The following is an 18,641-nucleotide window of genomic DNA, read 5'->3' on the forward strand; positions in this document are numbered from 1 at the left end:
CCCCCGTGCGGGCACGCAGTTTGCACTGCTAGCATGCCTGCTCTTTTTCAGAACTGAATGATTGCCTTCGTACTGCGCCGCCTGATCCAGGCCGTGATCGTGATGGTCGCGGTCGCGTTCATTGCCTTCCTTCTCTTCCAATACGTGGGTGACCCGGTCGTGTTCCTGCTGGGCCAGGACGCCCGGCCCGAGCAGATCCGCGAAATGCGCTCCGCGCTGGGGCTCGACCGTCCCTTCTTCGTGCAGTTCTGGCATTTCCTGGTGAATGCCGCGCAGGGCGAATTCGGCCTGAGCCTGCGCCAGGGCGCCAAGGTCTCGCGCCTGATCGGCGAGCGCTTCCCGGCCACGCTCGAGCTGGCCCTGGTCGCCGCGCTGCTCGCGCTGCTGGTCGGCATCCCGATGGGCGTGTACACCGCGCTGCGCCGCGGCACCTTCATGAGCCAGGTCTTCATGACCGTCTCGCTGCTCGGCGTGTCGCTGCCCACCTTCCTGATCGGCATCCTGCTGATCCTGGTCTTCGCCGTCACGCTGGGCTGGTTCCCGAGCTTCGGCCGCGGCGACACCGTGCAGCTCGGCTGGTGGTCCACCGGCCTGCTCAAGTCCGACGGCTGGATGCACATCGTGCTGCCGGCGATCACGCTCGCGATCTTCCAGCTCACGCTGATCATGCGGCTGGTGCGCGCCGAGATGCTCGAGGTGCTGCGCACCGACTACATCAAGTTCGCGCGCGCACGCGGCCTGTCGAACCGGGCCATCCATTTCGGCCACGCGCTCAAGAACACGCTGGTGCCCGTGATGACCATCACCGGCCTGCAGCTCGGTGGCCTCATCGCTTTCGCGATCATCACCGAATCGGTGTTCCAGTGGCCCGGCATGGGCCTGCTGTTCATCCAGGCCGTGACCTTCGCCGACATCCCCGTGATGGCCGCCTACCTGTGCCTGATCGCGCTGATCTTCGTCACCATCAACCTCATCGTGGACCTGCTGTATTTCGTGGTCGATCCGCGGCTGCGCATCGGCAAGGCGGGAGGACACTGACATGAGCGCCACCTCGAAGACGAGCGCAACGCGGCCCGCACCCGCGCCGCCTCCCGCGCCCGCCGCGCGCCTGCAGGCCAACGGCCGCGCCTTCGCCCACATCGCGAGCTTTTATCCGGAGATCGAGGCCTTCCGGCGCGACCTGCATGCGCATCCCGAGCTCGGCTTCGAGGAGGTCTACACCTCGGGCCGCGTGCGCGAGGCGCTGCGCGCCTGCGGCGTCGACGAGATCCACGAGGGCATCGGCAAGACCGGCCTGGTCGGCGTGATCCGCGGCCGCTCCACCGCCAGCGGCCGCATGATCGGCCTGCGCGCCGACATGGATGCGCTGCCGATGCGCGAGGACAACGACTTCGGCTGGCGCTCCGCCACCGAGGGCCTGATGCACGGCTGCGGCCACGACGGCCACACGGCCATGCTCGTGGGCGCGGCACGCTACCTGGCCGAAACGCGCAACTTCGACGGCACCGCGGTGCTGATCTTCCAGCCCGGCGAGGAAGGCTACGCCGGCGCGCGCGTGATGATCGAGGACGGCCTGTTCGACCGCTTCCCGGTGCAGTCGGTCTATGCCATGCACAACTGGCCCGCGATGCCGGCCGGCACCGTCGGCATCAACCGTGGCGCGATGATGGCCGCGGCCGACCGCATCACGATCGAGATCAAGGGAAAGGGCGGCCATGGCGCGCATGCCTACCTCACGGTCGATCCGGTGATCGTCGCCGCCCACGTCATCACGGCCGCGCAGACCATCGTGTCGCGCAACGTGCGGCCCATCGACGCCGCCGTCGTCAGCATCTGCGCGATGCAGGCCGGCGACCTCGGCGCGATGAGCGTGGTGCCCGGCGAGGCCACGTTGGTCGGCACCGTGCGCACCTTCAGCGCGCGCGTGCAGGCGCAGGTCGAGCAGCGCCTGGGCGAGCTGTGCACTTCGATCGCCGCGGGCTTCGGCGCCACCGCCAGCATCAAGTACGAGCGCATCTACCCGGCCACCATCAACACCACGCCCGAGGCCATGTTCGCGGCCGACGTGGCCGAGTCGCTGGTCGGCGCCTCCAACGTCGACCGCAACATGGAGCCCAGCATGGGCGCCGAGGACTTCTCCTTCATGCTGCAGAAGAAGGCCGGTGCCTACCTGCGCATCGGCCAGGACGCGCGCCGCGGCGCCTTCCTGCACAACAGCCGCTACGACTTCAACGATGAGATCCTGCCGCTTGGCGCCGCGTTGCACGCCGGCCTGATCGAGCAGGGCATGCCGCTCGCCGCGACCCGCGGCGGGCAGCCCGAGAGAGCTGCCGCCACCGCGGCGCCTTGATTGTTTTGATCCCAACCCGAGGAGTGTTTCCCATGAGTCTCAGAAGAAATGTGGCCGCGGCCGCGGTCGTGTGCGCCCTGGGCGCCGTCAGCATGGTCGCCGGCGCGCAGACCATCCGCATCGCCAACCAGGGCGACGCGCTGTCGCTCGATCCGCACTCGCTCAACGAATCGCTGCAGCTCAGCGTGACGGCGAACGTCTACGAAACCCTCGTGGGCCGCAACAAGGACCTGAGCCTCGCGCCGCTCTTGGCCACCAGCTGGAAACAGACCTCGCCCGACGTCTGGCGCTTCGAGTTGCGCAAGGGCGTGGTGTTCCACGACGGCACGCCGTTCACCGCCGATGACGTGGTGTTCAGCTTCGCGCGTGCGCAGGGCGACGGCTCCGACATGAAGGCCACGCTCAGCGAGATCAAGGCCGTGCGCAAGGTCGGCGAGCTCGCCGTCGAGATCGAGACCAATGGCCCGTTCCCGATCCTGCCCGACGTGATCTCGCTGACGATGATCATGAGCAAGAAGTGGTGCGAGGAGAACCAGGCCACCAAGCCGGTCGACCGCCGCAAGGGCATCGAGAACACCGCCTCGTTCAAGGCCAACGGCACCGGCCCGTTCCGCGTGCGCGAACGCCAGCCGAACGTGCGCACCGTGTTCACGCGCAACGGCACCTACTGGGGCAAGATCGAAGGCAACGCGCAGGAGATCGTCTTCACGCCGATCGCCAACCCCGCCACCCGCGTGGCCGCGCTGGTCTCGGGCGAGGTCGACGTGATGGAGCCGGTGCCCGTGCAGGACATCGCGCGCATCAACGCCGCGCCCAACGCGCGCGTCATCACCGGCCCCGAGCTGCGCACCATCTTCCTGGGCATGGACCAGAAGCGCGACGAGCTGCAGTACTCGAACATCAAGGGCAAGAACCCGTTCAAGGACAAGCGCGTTCGCCAGGCCTTCTACCAGGCCATCGACATCGCCGGCATCCAGCGCACCGTGATGCGCGGCGCCTCGCGGCCCACCGGCCTGCTGGTCGGCCCCGGCATCAACGGCTGGACCGCCGAGCAGGACAAGCGCCTGCCCTTCGACGTCGAGGCCGCCAAGAAGCTGCTGACCGAAGCCGGCTATCCGAACGGCTTCGAGGTCTCGCTCAACTGCCCGAACGACCGCTACGTCAACGACGGCCAGATCTGCCAGAGCGTGGCCGCCAATCTCGCGAAGATCGGCGTTAAGATCAACCTCGTGGCCGAGACCAAGGGCACCTACTTCCCGAAGATCCTGCGTCGCGACACCAGCTTCTACATGCTGGGCTGGACCCCGACCACCTACGACTCGCACAACGCGCTGAGCTCGCTGACCTCCTGCCCCGACGACAAGGGCACGGGCCAGTTCAACCTGGGCGCCTACTGCAATCCCAAGCTCGACGAGGTCACGAAGAAGATCCAGTCCGAGAGCGACAAGGCCAAGCGCAACGAGCTGATCAAGGAAGCCTTCAAGATCCATGCGGACGACGTCGGCACGCTGCCGCTGCACCAGCAGTCGCTGGCCTGGGGCGTGAGCAAGAAGGTCGAGCTGGTGCAACTGGCCGACAACTTCATGTATTTCAAGTGGATGAGCGTCAAGCCCTGATCGGGCTTCCCGCAGCCCCCGTGGCCTGACCCCATGGGCCCGCTTCTTGCGGGCCCATTCCTTTTGCTTCCACGATGAAAAAAACCATAGCCCGCTGGTTCGACAGCGATGTCGGCTACAGCTTCCGCACCTCGCCGGTGGCGATCGTCGCGGCGCTGATCGCGCTGACCTGCCTGTTCTGCGCGGCCTTCGCCGGCTGGGTGTCGCCGCACAACCCCTTCGACCTCGCATCGCTCGAACTCGGCGATGCGCGCCTGCCGCCGGCCTGGACCACCGATGGTTCGGCCAAGTACCTGCTGGGCACCGACGACCAGGGCCGCGACATCCTCTCGGCCGTGATCTACGGCGCGCGCATCTCGCTGATCGTCGGCGTGGTGTCGGTGGTGCTGTCGGTCTTCGTCGGCGTCGTGCTGGGCCTCTTGGCCGGCTTCTTCGGCGGCTGGCTCGACACCTTCCTCATGCGGCTGTGCGACGTGATGCTCTCGTTCCCGCCGATCCTGGTCGCGCTGCTGATCGCCGGCGTGGGCCGCGCGCTGTTCCCGCATGCCAACGATTCGCTGGCCTTCGGCGTGCTCATCATCTCCATCTCGCTGACCGGCTGGGTGCAGTACGCGCGCACCGTGCGCGGCTCCACGCTGGTGGAGCGCAGCAAGGAGTACGTGCAGGCCGCGCGCGTCACCGGCGTCGCGCCGATCCGCATCATGCTGCGCCACGTGCTGCCCAACGTGCTCGGGCCGGTGATGGTGCTGGCCACGATCCAGGTCGCGACCGCGATCATCACCGAGGCCACGCTGTCCTTCCTCGGCGTCGGCGTGCCGCCGACCTCGCCCTCGCTGGGCACGCTCATCAGCATCGGCAACCAGTACCTGTTCTCGGGCGAATGGTGGATCACCGTGTTCCCCGGCGCGATGCTGGTGCTGATCGCGCTCAGCGTGAACCTGCTGGGCGACTGGCTGCGCGATGCGCTCAACCCGCGGCTGCGCTGAAGAAGCGGGAGACACGCCATGACACTGCTCCAGGTCAAGAACCTCGTCGTCGAATTTCCGAACCGCCGCGGCACGCTGCGCGCGCTCGACGACATCTCCTTCGACATCGCGCCCGGCGAGATCCTCGGCGTGGTCGGCGAATCGGGTGCCGGCAAGTCGCTCACGGGCGCCTCGATCATCGGCCTGCTCGAGCCGCCGGGCCGCGTGGCCGGCGGCCAGATCCTGCTCGAGGGCCAGCGCATCGACAACCTCGGCTTCGATGCCATGCGCCCGATCCGCGGCCGCAAGATCGGCGCGATCTTCCAGGACCCGCTGACCTCGCTGAACCCGCTCTACACGGTGGGCCGGCAGCTCATCGAGACCATTCGCACCCACCTGCCGGTGACCGAATCGGAAGCGCGCAAGCGCGCCATCGGCCTGCTGCAGGACACCGGCATTCCCGCCGCCGAGCAGCGCATCGACCACTTCCCGCACCAGTTCTCGGGCGGCATGCGCCAGCGCGTGGTGATCGCGCTCGCGCTCGCGGCCGAGCCCAAGCTGATCGTGGCCGACGAACCGACCACCGCGCTCGACGTGTCGATCCAGGCGCAGATCATCCAGTTGCTCAAGCGCATCTGCAAGGACCGCGGCGCGGCCGTGATGCTGATCACGCACGACATGGGCGTGATCGCCGAGACCTGCGACCGCGTGGCCGTGATGTATGCGGGCCGCATCGCCGAGATCGGCCCGGTGCATGAGGTCATCCACCAGGCGGCGCATCCCTACACCGCGGGCCTGATGGCTTCCATCCCCGACATGGCGAGCGACCGCGAGCGCCTGAACCAGATCGACGGCGCGATGCCGCGGCTCAATGCGATCCCCAAGGGCTGCGCCTACAACCCGCGCTGCCCGCGCACCTTCGCGCGCTGCCTCGAGGAGCGGCCCGAGCTGATGCACGCGGGCGCCACGCGTGCCGCCTGCTGGCTGCACGACGCGACCGATCCGCACACCGGCCAGGCCGAGATCGCGGCGAAGCATCACGATGCGCTCGTGGCCGGCGAACGCGCCACGCCCGAGGCGGCCGAACCGATCGTGGAGGTGACGCGATGAGCGCCGTGATCGAACCCGGCAAGGCCACCGGCGGCGAGCCGCTCGTGGTGGCCCACGACCTCGCGCGCACCTTCGACGTCTCGCCGCCCTGGCTCAACCGCGTGCTCGAGCGCAAGCCGCGCGTGCTGCTGCATGCGGTGGACGGCGTGAGCTTCTCGATCGAGCGCGGCAAGACGCTCGCGCTGGTCGGCGAATCGGGCTGCGGCAAGAGCACGGTCGCGCGCCTGCTCGTGGGCCTGTACGCGCCCACGCGCGGCGGGCTGCAGTTCGACGGCCAGGACGCGCACGCGGCCTTCAAGACCGCCGAGGGCCGCAAGCTGCGCCGCCGCATCCAGATGATCTTCCAGGACCCCTACGCGAGCCTCAACCCGCGCTGGATCGTCGAGGACATCATCGGCGAGCCGCTGCGCGAGCACGGCATCCTCAGCGACAAGGCCCAGCTGCGCGAGCGCGTGGGCCAGCTTTTGCAATCGGTGGGCCTGTCGCCGCTGGACATGAGCAAGTACCCGCACCAGTTCTCGGGCGGCCAGCGCCAGCGCATCTCGATCGCGCGCGCGCTGGCCACGCAGCCCGAGTTCCTGGTGTGCGACGAGCCCACCTCGGCGCTCGACGTGAGCGTGCAGGCGCAGGTGCTCAACATCATGAAGGACCTGCAGCGCGAGCAGGGCCTGACCTACCTGTTCATCTCGCACAACCTCGCGGTGGTGCGCCACGTGGCCGACCAGGTGGGCGTGATGTACCTGGGGCGGCTGGTGGAGGTGGCGGACAAGCAGAAGCTGTTCGCGACGCCGCAGCATCCGTACACGCGCATGCTGCTCGACGCGATCCCGCAGATGAAGCACACGGGGCGCGCGCGCACGCCGGTGCAGGGCGAGGTGCCGAATCCGCTCAATCCGCCCGCGGGCTGCGCCTTCCATCCGCGCTGCCCGCATGCCAATGCGCGCTGCTCGGCCGAGCGGCCGAAGCTCCAGAGCATTCGTGGCGTGCAGGTGGCCTGCCATGCGGCGGAGGAGGGGCGGATCTGAAGATCGGGTCGGGCGCACGAAGATGTGCGCAAAGGCACAGCCGGGCGCGCCGCATCGCGGCACAGTGGCGCGGCTTCTTCCGCACTGCGCCATGCCCCTTCCGATGACCCCTCTTCCTTCCGACGCCGGCGCGCTGCGCGCGCTCGGCCGCCGTGGCTTCCTCATGGGCTCGGCGCTCGGCGCGACCACCGTGTTGGGCACGCTGGCCTCGGTCTCTCAAGCGGTGTCGGCCGCCGGCGGTACGCCCGTGCGGCGCATGCCGGTGATCTTCATCGGCCATGGGTCGCCGATGAATGCGCTGGCCGACAACGCCTTCACGCGCCGGCTCGTCGCCTGGGGCTGCGAACTGCCGCGGCCCACGGCCATCCTCAGCGTCTCGGCGCACTGGCTCAGCAGCGGCGCGACCGGCGTCGGCGTGCAGGCCCGGCCCCGGACCATTCACGACTTCGGCGGCTTTCCGCAGGCGCTGCACGACATCGACTACCCGGCACCCGGCCATCCCGCGCTCGCGCGCGAGGCGGCCGCGGCGGTGAAGCAGTCACCGGTGGTCGCCACCGAGCAATGGGGCCTGGACCACGGCACCTGGACCGTGCTCAGGCATCTCTATCCGAAGGCCGACGTGCCGGTGTTCCAGCTCAGCATCGACTACGACAAGCCCGCGGCCTTCCACTACGCGGTGGGGCGCGACCTCGCCGCGCTGCGCGACAAGGGCGTGCTGGTGATGGGCAGCGGCAACGTGGTGCACAACCTGCGCGCCACCGACCGCGGCACGCCCGACGGCCCGGCGGCGAGCCGGCCCTGGGCCCAGTCCTTCGACGATGCGGTGAAGGCCGCGCTGGCCGGCCGCGACGACCGCGCGCTGATCGGCTATGAAAGGCTCGCGGGCGCATCGACCGCGGTGGCCACGCCCGATCACTACTTTCCGTTTCTCTACGCACTCGGCGCCGCGGGGGCGGGCGAGCGCGCGAAGACGGTCTACGAGGGCTTCCAGTCGGGCACGCTCGGCATGCGCTGCGTGCAGTTCGGCTGAGCTACTGCTCCTCGCCCCACGAGAACCCGTCGCGCGCGATCATCGCGCTCGATGCGCTCGGACCCCAGGTGCCGGCCGCATAGGGGCGCGGTCCGCCGTCGCTGGCCCAGCTGTCGATCAGCGGTTCGACCCAGCGCCATGCCTCCTCCTGCTCGTCGCTGCGCACGAACAGGTTGAGCCGGCCGTCGATCACGTCGAGCAGCAGCCGTTCGTAGGCACCCACGCGCTCGGAACCGAAGCGCTTGTCGAAGTCGAGGTCGAGCTGCACCGGCGCGAGCTGCGGCGCGCTGTCCTGGCGGCCGTTGCTGCGGCGGTTGTCCTGCGCCTGCGCGAGCATGTGCAGCTCGAGCCCGTCCTTGGGCTGCAGGTTGATCACGAACTTGTTCGCGCTGCCGGACGGTGCGCGGAAGATCGCGTGCGGCGTCGGGCGGAAGTTGACCTCGATGCGCGCATCGCGCGAGGCCAGCCGCTTGCCGGTGCGGATGTAGAAGGGCACGCCGGCCCAGCGCCAGTTGGCGATCTCGGTGCGCAGCGCGACGAAGGTCTCGGTGCGGCTCTCGCGGTCGACGCCGGGTTCGTCGCGGTAGCCCGGCACGCGCTCGCCGTAGGCCGTGCCGGCCGTGTACTGGCCGCGCACCGTGTGCAGGCCCAGCGTCTCGGGCGTCCAGGGCTTGAGGGCGCGCAGCACCTTGAGCTTCTCGTCGCGGATCGCATCGGCGTGCGAGTTGATCGGCGGCTCCATGCCGATGGCGCACAGCAGCTGCAGCGCATGGTTCTGCACCATGTCGCGCAGAGCGCCGGTCTGGTCGTAGAAGGCGCCGCGCTTTTCCACGCCCAGGTCCTCGGCGATGGTGATCTGGATGTTGGCGATGTGCTCGCGGCGCCAGATGGGTTCGAACAGCGCGTTGCCGAAGCGCATCGCGAACAGGTTCTGCACCGAGGGCTTGCCGAGGTAGTGGTCGATGCGGAAGACCTGCTTCTCCTCGAGCACCTTGCCCACCGCGGCGTTGATCGCGCGGTTGGAGGCCAGGTCGTGGCCCAGCGGCTTCTCGAGCACGATGCGGGTGCGCGCGCCGTTGAGGCCGGCGGCCGCGATCTGCTCGACCACCTGCGTGAACAGGCCCGGCGCGGTGGCGACATACATCACGACCGTGTCGGCATCGCGCTGCTTGAGCAGGTCGGACAGGCGCGCATAGTCGTCGGGCTTCGACAGGTCCATGCGCAGGTAGTGCAGCATCGAGGCGAACTTCTCGAACTCCTCGGGCGAGGGCCGCTTGGCGCCTTCGACGGCATTGAAGCGCGACTGGATCAGCTCGCGGTACTGGTCGTCCGACAGGTTGTCCCGCGCCACGCCGACGATGCGCCCGTCCTTCGGCAGGCTCCCGTGCCGGAAGGCCTGGAACAGAGCGGGCATCAGCTTGCGCCATGCGAGATCGCCGGTGCCGCCGAACAGAACGAGATCGAAGCTCATGGGGAACACTTTCCTTGGGTCTGGGGGCGAGCAGGCAATGTGCCGGCCCGCCAATCGCGATGGTACTTGTACCAATTCCTCGCACTTGTACTAAAGCTACGCTGAACCCATGGCCGGGAGGCCTTTTTTTATTGAACGAAGCGGAGAACTCCATGAAGAAGCTTTTTGTTGCGGCGGCGCTGCTGGGTGGATCGGCGATGGCATCGGCCCAGGGCACGGTCAACGTGATCTGCTCGGTGCAGGCCGAGTGGTGCAGCGTGATCTCGACCGTGTATGCGCGCACCACCGGCACCCGCATCAACATGGCGCTCAAGGGCTCGGGCGAGGCGCTGGCCCAGCTCATCGCCGAGAAGGACAACCCCAAGACCGATGTCTGGTTCGGCGGCACCGGCGACCCGCACCTGCAGGCGGCCGAGCAGGGCCTGACGCTCGAGTACAAGTCGCCCTCGCTGTCGCAGCTGCATCCCTGGGCCCAGCAGCAGGCGAAGCAGTCGGGCTACAGGACCGTGGGCATCTACTCGGGCCCGCTGGGCTTCGGCTACAACCCCGAGCTGCTGGCCAAGAAGAAGCTGCCCGTGCCCAGGACCTGGGCCGACCTGCTCAAGCCCGAGTACAAGGGCGACATCCAGGTGGCCAACCCCGCCTCGAGCGGCACGGCCTACACCATGATCGCCACGCTGGTGCAGCTCATGGGCGAGGACAAGGCCTTCGACTACCTCAAGGCGCTGCACAGGAACGTCGGCCAGTACACGCGCTCGGGCACCGGCCCGATCAAGGCCGTGGCGCGCGGCGAGACCGCGGTGTCGATCAGCTTCGTGCACGACGGCCCGGGCGAGAAGATGCAGGGCTTCCCGGTCGAGACCATCACGCCGAGCGACGGCACCGGCGCCGAGATCGGCTCCATGAGCATCATCAAGGGCGCGCGCAACCTCGAAGCGGCGAAGAAGTTCTACGAATGGGCGCTCACGCCGGCCGCGCAGGAGCTCGGCGCCGCCAACAAGCAGTTCCAGCTGCCGAGCAATGCCGCCGCCAAGCTCGATCCGCGCATCCCCGACTTCAAGAAGATCAAGTTCATCGACTACGACTACGCCAAGTACGGCGCCAGTGCCGAGCGCCGCCGCCTGATCGCGCGCTGGGAGAAGGACGTCAACTCGCTGCCGCGCTAAGTGGAAGCGCGTTCCATCGGGGCCTCGCCGCGCGCGGCGGCCCCGCGCAATCCGGCGTCTGAGGCCGCGGCGCGGCGCACCCAGCGCTGGATCCGCGCCTGGGTGCTGCTGGGCCTCGCGGCCTACCTGCTGCTGCCCTGGTATGCGATCCAGGATGCGACCTGGTACGAGGCCGTTCCGCAGGTCTTCGGCGGCGCCGAGGGCGCCAATGGCCTGATGCAGGCCGCCACGCAGGGGCGCGTCTGGCTGTTCGTCGGGCTGGCGGGGCTGCTGGTCTGCGCCGTCGGCGCCTGGCTGCCGCCGGGCCGCGCGCAGGGCCGCTGGTTGTTGGCCGGCGGCGCGGGCGGTGCCCTCGGGCTCGCGCTCGCGGGCTTCGCGATCGGCGCGCGCGGCTGGGCCTTCGCGGCGCTGGAGGCGCGCTTCGGCGAGCTCGGGGTCAACCAGTTCGGCATCGGCGCCGGCGGCTTCGTGGCGCTCTGTGCGCTGGTGCTGCTCGCGGCCTTCGGCATCGCGCGGCTCGGCCGCTTCAAGGGCGACCTGTTCGTGGCCGCCTCGGTGCTCGGCTGCGGCGTGCTGATGGCGCTGTTCATCGCCTACCCCGTGAGCCGCGCGCTGTCGGGTGCCTTCCTCGACGAGGACGGCCGCGTGTCGATGGCCGCTTTCCTCGCGCGCGTCTTCACCGAACGCATCTGGGGCCTGGGCTGCCTCGCGGGCGGGGTGCGCTGCGGCGTGGCCTGGAACACGCTGGTGCTGGCGCTGCTGACGGCCGCGGGCACCACCTTCCTCGGCACGCTGATGGCGCTGATGGCCGAGCGCGGCAGCCGGCGCGGGCAGGGCGCGCTGCGGGTGCTGGCGCTGCTGCCGATCATCACGCCGCCCTTCGTGGTGGGCCTCGGCCTGATCCTGCTGTTCGGCCGCGCGGGCATCGTCAACCAGGGGCTCGAGAGCCTGTTCGGCATCGAGCCCACGCGCTGGTTCTACGGCATGCCCGGCGTGCTGGTGGCGCAGCTGTTCGCCTTCACGCCGATCGCCTTCATGATCATGCGCGGCGTGGTGCAGGGCATCGCGCCCAGCCTCGAGGAGGCCGCGCAGATGCTGCGCGCCGACCGGCGCCGTGCCTTCTTCACCATCACGCTGCCGCTGCTCAAGCCCGGGCTGGCCAATGCCTTCCTGGTGGGCTTCATCGAGAGCATCGCCGACTTCGGCAACCCGGTGGTGGTGGGCGGCCAGTTCTCGGTGCTGTCGACCGACATCTTCTTCGCCATCGTCGGCGCGCAGTACGACCAGGGTCGCGCGGCCTCGCTGGCCTGGGTGCTGACCTTGTTCGCGCTCGGCGTGTTCGCGCTGCAGCGCGGCCTGCTCGGCAGGCAGAACTACACCACCGTCAGCGGCAAGGGCGACGCCGGCATCCCGATGGCGCTGCCCGACGGCGTGCGCCGCACCATCCACTGCATCGCGCTGCCATGGATCGCCTTCACGGCCGTGGTCTACCTGTTCGCCTTCGCGGGCGGCTTCGTGCAGACCTGGGGGCGCGACTACAGCTTCACCTTGCAGCATTTCAAGACCGCGTTCGCGCTCGAGTGGGGCCAGTTCGGGCTGGTGTGGGCCGGCACGGCCTGGAACTCGCTGCTGACCACGCTCAAGCTGGCCGGCATCTCGGCGCCGATCACCGCGGCGCTGGGCCTGCTGATCGCCTGGCTGCTGGCGCGCAACGAGTTCAAGGGGCAGGGCGCCTTCGAGTTCGGCGCGCTGCTGGCCTTCGCGATCCCGGGCACGGTGCTCGGCGTGAGCTACATCCTGGCCTTCAACGTGCCGCCGTTCGAGCTCACGGGCACCGGGCTGATCATCGTGCTGTGCTTCATGTTCCGCAACCTGCCGGTGGGCGTGCGCGCGGGCACCGCGGCCTTCAAACAGCTCGACCGCTCGCTCGACGAGGCCTCGCTGATGCTGCGTGCCTCGACCTCGCAGACGCTGTTCAAGGTGGTGCTGCCGCTGCTCAAGCCGGCGCTGGTGGCGGCGCTGGTCTACAGCTTCGTGCGCGCGATGACGACCGTGAGCGCGGTGATCTTCCTGGTCACGGCCGAGAACGAACTGGCCACCACCTACATCATCGGCCGCGTCGGCAACGGCGACTACGGCATCGCGCTGGCCTACTGCACGGTGCTGATGATCCTGATGTCGCTCGCGATCGCGCTGGTGCAATGGGTGGTGGGCGAACGCAGGCTGGGACGGCGCGGCACGGCGCCGGGGCACCAGGGGCATCACAAGATGGAGGGGCTGGCATGAACACGGGCATCGAATTTCGCGACGTCACCAAGCGCTATGGCGCCGACCGCAGCGCGCCGCTGGCGGTCAAGGGCATCAGCTTCGAGGTGCCCGAGGGCACGCTGACCACCATCCTCGGCCCCTCGGGCTGCGGCAAGACCACCACCCTGCGCATGATCGCGGGGCTCGAGTCGCCGACCTCGGGCGCGATCTTCATGGGCGGGCGCGACGTCACCACGCTCGGGCCGGCCGAGCGCAACGTCAGCATGATGTTCCAGAGCTATGCGCTGTTCCCGCACATGGACGTGATCGGCAACGTGGGCTATGGCCTGCGCATGAGCGGCGTGAAGAAGGACGAGGCCACGGCGCGTGCGCGCGAGGCGCTGCGCGGCGTGGGCCTGGTGGGCTTCGACCAGCGGCTGCCGAGCGAGCTCTCGGGCGGCCAGCAGCAGCGCGTGGCGCTGGCGCGCGCGCTGGTGCTCGAGCCCGCGGTGCTGCTGTTCGACGAGCCGCTGTCGAACCTCGACGCGCGACTGCGGCGCGAGATGCGCGAGGAGATCCGCTCGCTGCAGCAGCGGCTCAAGCTCACGGTGGCCTACGTCACGCACGACCAGAGCGAGGCGCTGGCCGTGAGCGACCAGATCATCGTGATGGACCACGGCGTGATCGCCCAGCGCGGCACGCCCGAGCAGCTCTACGGCCGGCCCGAGAGCGAGTTCGTCGCGGGCTTCATGGGCGAGGCGATGGTGTTCCCGGGCGTGGCCGGCGCCGATGGCGACGTCACGCTGGGGCCGCTGCGGCTGCGGCCGCGCCATGCGGTGGCACCGGGCGCGGTCAAGGTGGCGGTGCGGCCCGAGGCCTGGCGCATCGGCGAGGCCTCGGCGGCCGACACCGGCCTGCCGGCCACGCTGCGGAAGGTGGCCTACCTCGGCAGCTTCTACGAGTACGGCTTCGACACGCCGCTGGGCGCGGTCTTCGTGGTCTCGACCGACCTGTCGAACCCGCTGGCCGCGGGTGCGCAGACCCGGCTCTCCCTGGGGACGCACGGCGTCAGCGTGGTGTAGCGCGCGCATGGAACAATGGCGCCATGAACGTGGTTTTCGATCTTGGCGCCGTGCTTTTCACCTGGGAGCCCACACGGCTGGTCCAGGCCCATCTGGCGGAGCATGCCCCTACTGAATCCGCCGCCGCGGCCCTGGGCCGCGCGCTTTTCCATCACGACGACTGGACCAGCTTCGACTGCGGCACCCGCACGCTCGAGGAAGCCGTCGCGCGCATGGCGGCCCGGCTCTCGCTGCCGGCCGACCGGCTGCTGGCCATGCTCGACGGACTCGGCGAACGGCTGGCGCCGATCGATGTCACGGTGGCGCTGCTCGAGGATCTGTTCGAGCGCCGCGAGGCCGGCGAGCCGCTGAAGCTCTACTACCTCTCGAACATGCCCGCGCCCTATGCGCGCGCGATCCTGGCGCGCCACGGCTTCATGCGGCGTTTCGACGGTGGCGTGTTCTCGGGCGACGTGAAGTTCCTGAAGCCCCATCGCGAGATCTACGAACTGCTCGCGGTGCGCCATGCGCTGGCGGCGGAGCAGACGGTGTTCATCGACGATTCGGCGCCCAACGTGGAAGCCGCGCGCGCCTTCGGCTGGCACGCGATCCACTGCACCGCGCCGGCCACGCTCGCGACCCAGCTCTCGCGCTACCTGCCGGTGCGCTCGACCTTGTCGATGTCGAAGCCCAGGCTTCCCGCGTAGTCGAGTTCGGCCTGCAGCGTTGCGTCGTCCAGGCAGGGGGCGCGCGACAGCACCCACAGGTACTCGCGGCTCGGCGTGCCGACCAGCGCCACCTGGTAGTCGCGGTCCAGCTTCAGGATCCAGTAGTCGCCCCACACCACCGGCAGCCAGGCCAGCCACGAGGGCGCGAAGCGCACCTCAAGCCGGCCCGCGCCGGGCTGGCCCGCCACCGGCACCACGCGCGCGGTGCCCAGCGATTCCTCGAAATTGCCGTCGGCGCGTTCGCAGCGGTTGAGCACCTCGATCGTGCCGTCGGGCCGCGGCGTGTAATTGGCCGTGACCGGGCCGGCGCAGGATTTCTGGAAGCGGTTGGGCAGCCGCGCCTGTTCGTGCCAGAGGCCGGCATAGCGGTGCAGGTCCACGGGCGCCACCACCTGCAGCGGCGCGCGCATCAGCGGGGCGCCGTCGGCCGGGCCGGCCAACTTGACGCGCGAGCGGCGCGCGGCATCCAGCGCGAGCCAGGCCGCCGCGCCGCCGATCACGAAGGCCGTGGCCAGGGTGCCGATGGCGGCACTGGTGCGGCGGTCGTCGAAGGAGGCGAGGTCGGTGGAGGCTGCGGGAGGAAGTCTGCGCTGCATGTAGGGGGCTCCTGGGTCGGGACGGCGAATCCGACGATTCGCGAAGGAAAGGATTCTTCAGCCTAGACGCGCCCGCGGGCCGGCGCCGTCAGCCGTGGACCACAGCGCCTGTAGGGCGGCATGGGGCCGAAACCCTGCTGGCCGCATGTTGTTCGCGCCGTCATGGAACAGGGTGCCAAGCCGTGCTACGGTGCGCATGAAAGCATCGGCCCGCATGCAACAGCGTGCAGGCCCCGTCGCCATCACCGCAACATAATCATTGCCATGAACCAACTCGATGCAATCCGTCAATGGACCACCGTGGTCGCCGACACCGGCGACTTCAAGCAGCTCAGCGCCTCCAAGCCGCAGGACGCGACCACCAATCCGTCGCTGATCCTCAAGGCGGTGCAGAAGCCCGAGTACCGTCCGCTGCTCGACGAGGGCGTGAAGAAGCATGCGGGCAAGCCGCTCGACGAGGTCATCGACCGCCTGCTGGTGCGCTTCGGCACCGAGATCCTCTCGATCATCCCGGGCCGCGTTTCGACCGAGGTCGATGCGCGCCTGTCCTTCGACACCGCCGCCACCGTGGCCCGCGGCGAGCGCATCACGGCGCTCTACAAGGCCGAGGGCATCGACACCGAGAAGCGCCTGCTGATCAAGGTTGCCTCCACCTGGGAAGGCATCGAGGCCGCGCGCCAGCTCGAGCAGAAAGGCATCCGCACCAATCTCACGCTGCTGTTCTCGTTCGCGCAGGCCGTGGCCTGCGGCGCGGCCGGCGTGCAGCTGATCTCGCCCTTCGTCGGCCGCATCTACGACTGGTACAAGAAGTCCGCGGGCGCCAAGTGGGACGAGACCGCCAACGCCGGCGCCAACGACCCGGGCGTGAAGTCGGTGCGCCAGATCTTCGAGTACTACAAGGCCAACGGCATCAAGACCGAGGTGATGGGCGCGAGCTTCCGCAACGTGGGCCAGATCCAGGCGCTCGCCGGCTGCGACCTGCTGACCATCAGCCCCGAGCTACTGGCCGAACTGGCCGCGAGCAACGAGCCGCTCGAGCACGCGCTCGATGCCAAGGCCGCCGCCCAGGGCAAGGCCGAGAAGATCGCCTACGACGAAGCCGGCTTCCGCTTCGCGCTCAACGAGGACGCGATGGCCACCGAGAAGCTCGCCGAGGGCATCCGCGCCTTCGCGGCCGATGCGATCAAGCTCGAGAAGCTGATGCAGGAAAGCGGCCGCTGATCATGGCGACCCCGCTTCGCTGCGACCGCGCACCGGCCTGGGCGCAGCTGCAGTCCTACTTCGAGACCGCGGGCCGCCAGTTCGATCTGCGCCATGCCTTCGTCGACGACGCCGGCCGCTTCGCGCACTTCAGCCAGGAGGCGCCGTACCTGTTCGCCGACCTGTCGAAGAACCTGATCGATGCGCGCGTGGAAGCGCTGCTGTTCGCGCTCGCGCGCGAGTGCGGCCTCGAGGCGCACCGCGACGCGATGTTCGCGGGCGAGCACATCAACAACACGGAAGACCGCGCGGTGCTGCACACGCTGCTGCGCGCGCCGGCCGATGCCAAGGTCGGCAAGACCGCGCCGCAATTGCGCGAGGTGCACGAAACGCTCGACGCCATGCTCGCCTACGCCGAGAAGGTGCGCGGCGACCACACCATCACCGACGTGGTCAACATCGGCATCGGCGGTTCCGACCTCGGCCCGCAGATGGCGGTGCTCGCGCTCGCGGAATTCGCGGCGCCGGGCAAGCACTTTCATTTCGTCTCGAACGTCGACGGCCACGAGCTCGACGGCGTGCTCGAGGGCCTCGCGCCCGAGCACACGCTGTTCCTGATCGCCTCGAAGACCTTCACGACGGCCGAGACGATGACCAACGCGCAGTCCGCCAGGCGCTGGTACGAGCAGTCGGGCGGCAACGACATCGCGGGCCACTTCGCGGCGCTCACCACCAACGTGGAAGCGGCCAACCAGTTCGGCATCGAGACCACCTTCGGCTTCTGGGACTGGGTGGGCGGGCGCTATTCGCTGTGGTCGGCCATCGGCCTGCCGATCGCGCTGGCCATCGGCGCCGAGGGCTTCCGCCGGCTGCTCGCGGGCGCGCATGCGATGGACGAGCACTTCCGCACCGCGCCGCTGGCGCAGAACCTGCCGATCCGCCTCGGCCTGCTCGATGTCTGGTATCGCAACTTCCACCGCTTCACGAGTCGCAGCATCGCGCCCTATCACAGCGCATTGAAGCGGCTGCCGGCCTATCTGCAGCAGCTCGAGATGGAGAGCAACGGCAAGCAGGTCGACGCGACCGGTGCGGCGCTGCCGCCGGGCCTGGGCACCTCGCCCGTGCTGTGGGGCGAGCCGGGCACCAACGGCCAGCATGCCTACTTCCAGATGCTGCACCAGGGCACCGACGTGATCCCGCTGGAGTTCCTCGCGGTGCGCGATGCCTCGCACGACCTCGAGGGCCACCACCCGAAGCTGCTGGCCAACGCGCTCGCGCAGGCGCAGGCGCTGATGGTGGGCAAGCTCGACGCGGGCGGCCACAAGAACTTCCCGGGCAACCGGCCCAGCAGCTTCTTCGTGTTCGAGAAGCTCACGCCCGAGGCGCTCGGCGCCTTCATCGCGCTGTACGAGCACCGCGTGTTCACCAGCGGCGCGCTGTGGGGCATCAACAGCTTCGACCAGTGGGGCGTGGAGCTTGGCAAGGTGCTCGCGCGGGACATCGAGCCGCGGCTCGCCTCGGGCGACGTCACGGGCCTCGATGCCTCGACCGCGGGCCTGCTGCAGCGGCTGAGCCCGCCCGCGCAGTGAGCGCTTGGCCATTCGAAGTACGCCATTCGTTGCCATTGCCGTTGAAGAAGGCGCCGATATGATGGCCCCGGGAAATTTCCCGGGGACCTCAAGAGGAGCCGATCAAATGGATTTTCAAACAGCGGTCAAGACCTGCTTTCAGAAGTACACGGATTTCAGTGGGCGCGCCTCGCGCTCCGAGTTCTGGTGGTTCATATTGGCCGAGGTGGTCGTTCTGATCGTCGCCAGCTTCATCCACCAGATCGTCTACTTGGTCGCCGCGCTCGGCTTCCTGCTGCCCGTGCTGGCCGTGGGCTCGCGCCGCCTGCACGACATCGGCAAGAGCGGCTGGTTCCAGCTGCTGATGATCATTCCGCTGATCAACCTGGTGCTGATCTATTTCTTCGTCCAGCCCAGCCAGCCCGAGTCCAACGCCTACGGCCAGCCGCAAGGCGCCTGAAGACCACGGACACCCGCAGAACAACGATTCGACAGGGCCGCGCATGCG

The 18,641-nt window shown here is 69.0% G+C and carries 16 protein-coding genes; 14 read left to right on the top strand and 2 right to left on the bottom strand.

Translation table 11 applies throughout. The features are described 5' to 3' along the window. The first annotated feature begins 57 nt into the window (after positions 1 to 57). From AC07RV_RS29995 to ygiD, 7 genes are all read left to right on the top strand, one after another. Complete coding sequence (locus tag AC07RV_RS29995; protein WP_093355481.1) at positions 58 to 1,038, top strand: ABC transporter permease; 981 nt, start codon at positions 58 to 60, stop codon at positions 1,036 to 1,038. Between the two features lies 1 nt (position 1,039). After that, positions 1,040 to 2,350 carry a M20 aminoacylase family protein gene (locus tag AC07RV_RS30000; protein ID WP_296780705.1) on the top strand — a complete coding sequence of 437 codons (1,311 nt, stop codon included), beginning with the start codon at positions 1,040 to 1,042 and terminating at the stop codon, positions 2,348 to 2,350. 32 nt (positions 2,351 to 2,382) lie between these two features. Then, positions 2,383 to 3,966: an ABC transporter substrate-binding protein gene (locus AC07RV_RS30005; RefSeq protein WP_093355484.1), complete on the top strand. Its 1,584-nt coding sequence runs from the start codon at positions 2,383 to 2,385 to the stop codon at positions 3,964 to 3,966. Positions 3,967 to 4,040: 74 nt separating this feature from the next. Continuing rightward, positions 4,041 to 4,952, top strand: a complete 912-nt coding sequence (locus AC07RV_RS30010) for an ABC transporter permease (protein ID WP_093355487.1) — start codon at positions 4,041 to 4,043, stop codon at positions 4,950 to 4,952. Positions 4,953 to 4,970: 18 nt separating this feature from the next. Then, a complete protein-coding gene (locus AC07RV_RS30015) occupies positions 4,971 to 6,041 on the top strand; it encodes an ABC transporter ATP-binding protein (protein WP_296780711.1) in 1,071 nt (356 codons plus the stop codon). Then, positions 6,038 to 7,066, top strand: a complete 1,029-nt coding sequence (locus tag AC07RV_RS30020; protein WP_281077226.1) for an ABC transporter ATP-binding protein — start codon at positions 6,038 to 6,040, stop codon at positions 7,064 to 7,066. The genes AC07RV_RS30015 and AC07RV_RS30020 overlap by 4 nt, the downstream gene beginning before the upstream one ends. A gap of 91 nt (positions 7,067 to 7,157) precedes the next feature. Then, the gene (gene ygiD / locus AC07RV_RS30025) at positions 7,158 to 8,096 is read left to right on the top strand and encodes a 4,5-DOPA-extradiol-dioxygenase (protein WP_296783219.1); all 939 of its coding nucleotides are present in this window, start codon (positions 7,158 to 7,160) and stop codon (positions 8,094 to 8,096) included. Between the two features lies 1 nt (position 8,097). On the opposite strand, the gene zwf is transcribed toward ygiD, so the two are convergent. Then, on the bottom strand, positions 8,098 to 9,567 hold the full coding sequence (gene zwf / locus AC07RV_RS30030) for a glucose-6-phosphate dehydrogenase (protein WP_296783216.1): 1,470 nt from the start codon (positions 9,565 to 9,567) through the stop codon (positions 8,098 to 8,100). A gap of 152 nt (positions 9,568 to 9,719) precedes the next feature. Here zwf and AC07RV_RS30035 point away from each other — a divergent pair, with 152 nt between their 5' ends. Genes AC07RV_RS30035 through AC07RV_RS30050 form a run of 4 tightly spaced genes read left to right on the top strand, consistent with a single transcriptional unit; the run spans position 9,720 to position 14,748 of the window. Then, entirely contained in the window at positions 9,720 to 10,733 is a 1,014-nt protein-coding gene (locus AC07RV_RS30035) for an ABC transporter substrate-binding protein (RefSeq protein ID WP_296783214.1), read from the top strand. Next, the gene (locus AC07RV_RS30040) at positions 10,734 to 13,019 is read left to right on the top strand and encodes an ABC transporter permease (RefSeq protein WP_296783212.1); all 2,286 of its coding nucleotides are present in this window, start codon (positions 10,734 to 10,736) and stop codon (positions 13,017 to 13,019) included. After that, the gene (locus tag AC07RV_RS30045) at positions 13,016 to 14,062 is read left to right on the top strand and encodes an ABC transporter ATP-binding protein (protein ID WP_296783210.1); all 1,047 of its coding nucleotides are present in this window, start codon (positions 13,016 to 13,018) and stop codon (positions 14,060 to 14,062) included. Before AC07RV_RS30040 ends, AC07RV_RS30045 begins: the two co-directional genes overlap by 4 nt. 23 nt (positions 14,063 to 14,085) lie before the next feature. Then, positions 14,086 to 14,748 (top strand): HAD family hydrolase, encoded by a 663-nt coding sequence (locus AC07RV_RS30050; RefSeq protein ID WP_296783207.1) that lies wholly within the window; start codon positions 14,086 to 14,088, stop codon positions 14,746 to 14,748. On the opposite strand, the gene AC07RV_RS30055 is transcribed toward AC07RV_RS30050, so the two are convergent. After that, positions 14,694 to 15,365, bottom strand: a complete 672-nt coding sequence (locus AC07RV_RS30055) for a lipocalin family protein (protein ID WP_296783204.1) — start codon at positions 15,363 to 15,365, stop codon at positions 14,694 to 14,696. The genes AC07RV_RS30050 and AC07RV_RS30055 overlap by 55 nt on opposite strands. Positions 15,366 to 15,629: 264 nt before the next feature. Here AC07RV_RS30055 and tal point away from each other — a divergent pair, with 264 nt between their 5' ends. The 3 genes from tal (at position 15,630) to AC07RV_RS30070 (ending at position 18,593) form a co-directional block, all read left to right on the top strand. Further along, the gene (gene tal, locus AC07RV_RS30060; protein WP_296783201.1) at positions 15,630 to 16,586 is read left to right on the top strand and encodes a transaldolase; all 957 of its coding nucleotides are present in this window, start codon (positions 15,630 to 15,632) and stop codon (positions 16,584 to 16,586) included. Between the two features lie 2 nt (positions 16,587 to 16,588). After that, positions 16,589 to 18,154, top strand: a complete 1,566-nt coding sequence (gene pgi / locus AC07RV_RS30065; RefSeq protein WP_296783199.1) for a glucose-6-phosphate isomerase — start codon at positions 16,589 to 16,591, stop codon at positions 18,152 to 18,154. A 106-nt stretch (positions 18,155 to 18,260) separates the two neighbouring features. Continuing rightward, positions 18,261 to 18,593 (top strand): DUF805 domain-containing protein, encoded by a 333-nt coding sequence (locus AC07RV_RS30070; RefSeq protein ID WP_093352153.1) that lies wholly within the window; start codon positions 18,261 to 18,263, stop codon positions 18,591 to 18,593. Positions 18,594 to 18,641 lie beyond the last annotated feature (48 nt).

Source organism: Variovorax sp. GW821-FHT09B01, from assembly GCF_059418345.1.

Coding starts and splice junctions, on each gene's coding strand:
- AC07RV_RS29995 (WP_093355481.1), top strand. CDS start 58: ATGATTGCCTTCGTACTGCGCCGCCTGATCCAGGCCGTGATCGTGATG.
- AC07RV_RS30000 (WP_296780705.1), top strand. CDS start 1,040: ATGAGCGCCACCTCGAAGACGAGCGCAACGCGGCCCGCACCCGCGCCG.
- AC07RV_RS30005 (WP_093355484.1), top strand. CDS start 2,383: ATGAGTCTCAGAAGAAATGTGGCCGCGGCCGCGGTCGTGTGCGCCCTG.
- AC07RV_RS30010 (WP_093355487.1), top strand. CDS start 4,041: ATGAAAAAAACCATAGCCCGCTGGTTCGACAGCGATGTCGGCTACAGC.
- AC07RV_RS30015 (WP_296780711.1), top strand. CDS start 4,971: ATGACACTGCTCCAGGTCAAGAACCTCGTCGTCGAATTTCCGAACCGC.
- AC07RV_RS30020 (WP_281077226.1), top strand. CDS start 6,038: ATGAGCGCCGTGATCGAACCCGGCAAGGCCACCGGCGGCGAGCCGCTC.
- ygiD (WP_296783219.1), top strand. CDS start 7,158: ATGCCCCTTCCGATGACCCCTCTTCCTTCCGACGCCGGCGCGCTGCGC.
- zwf (WP_296783216.1), bottom strand. CDS start 9,567: ATGAGCTTCGATCTCGTTCTGTTCGGCGGCACCGGCGATCTCGCATGG.
- AC07RV_RS30035 (WP_296783214.1), top strand. CDS start 9,720: ATGAAGAAGCTTTTTGTTGCGGCGGCGCTGCTGGGTGGATCGGCGATG.
- AC07RV_RS30045 (WP_296783210.1), top strand. CDS start 13,016: ATGAACACGGGCATCGAATTTCGCGACGTCACCAAGCGCTATGGCGCC.
- AC07RV_RS30050 (WP_296783207.1), top strand. CDS start 14,086: ATGAACGTGGTTTTCGATCTTGGCGCCGTGCTTTTCACCTGGGAGCCC.
- AC07RV_RS30055 (WP_296783204.1), bottom strand. CDS start 15,365: ATGCAGCGCAGACTTCCTCCCGCAGCCTCCACCGACCTCGCCTCCTTC.
- tal (WP_296783201.1), top strand. CDS start 15,630: ATGAACCAACTCGATGCAATCCGTCAATGGACCACCGTGGTCGCCGAC.
- pgi (WP_296783199.1), top strand. CDS start 16,589: ATGGCGACCCCGCTTCGCTGCGACCGCGCACCGGCCTGGGCGCAGCTG.
- AC07RV_RS30070 (WP_093352153.1), top strand. CDS start 18,261: ATGGATTTTCAAACAGCGGTCAAGACCTGCTTTCAGAAGTACACGGAT.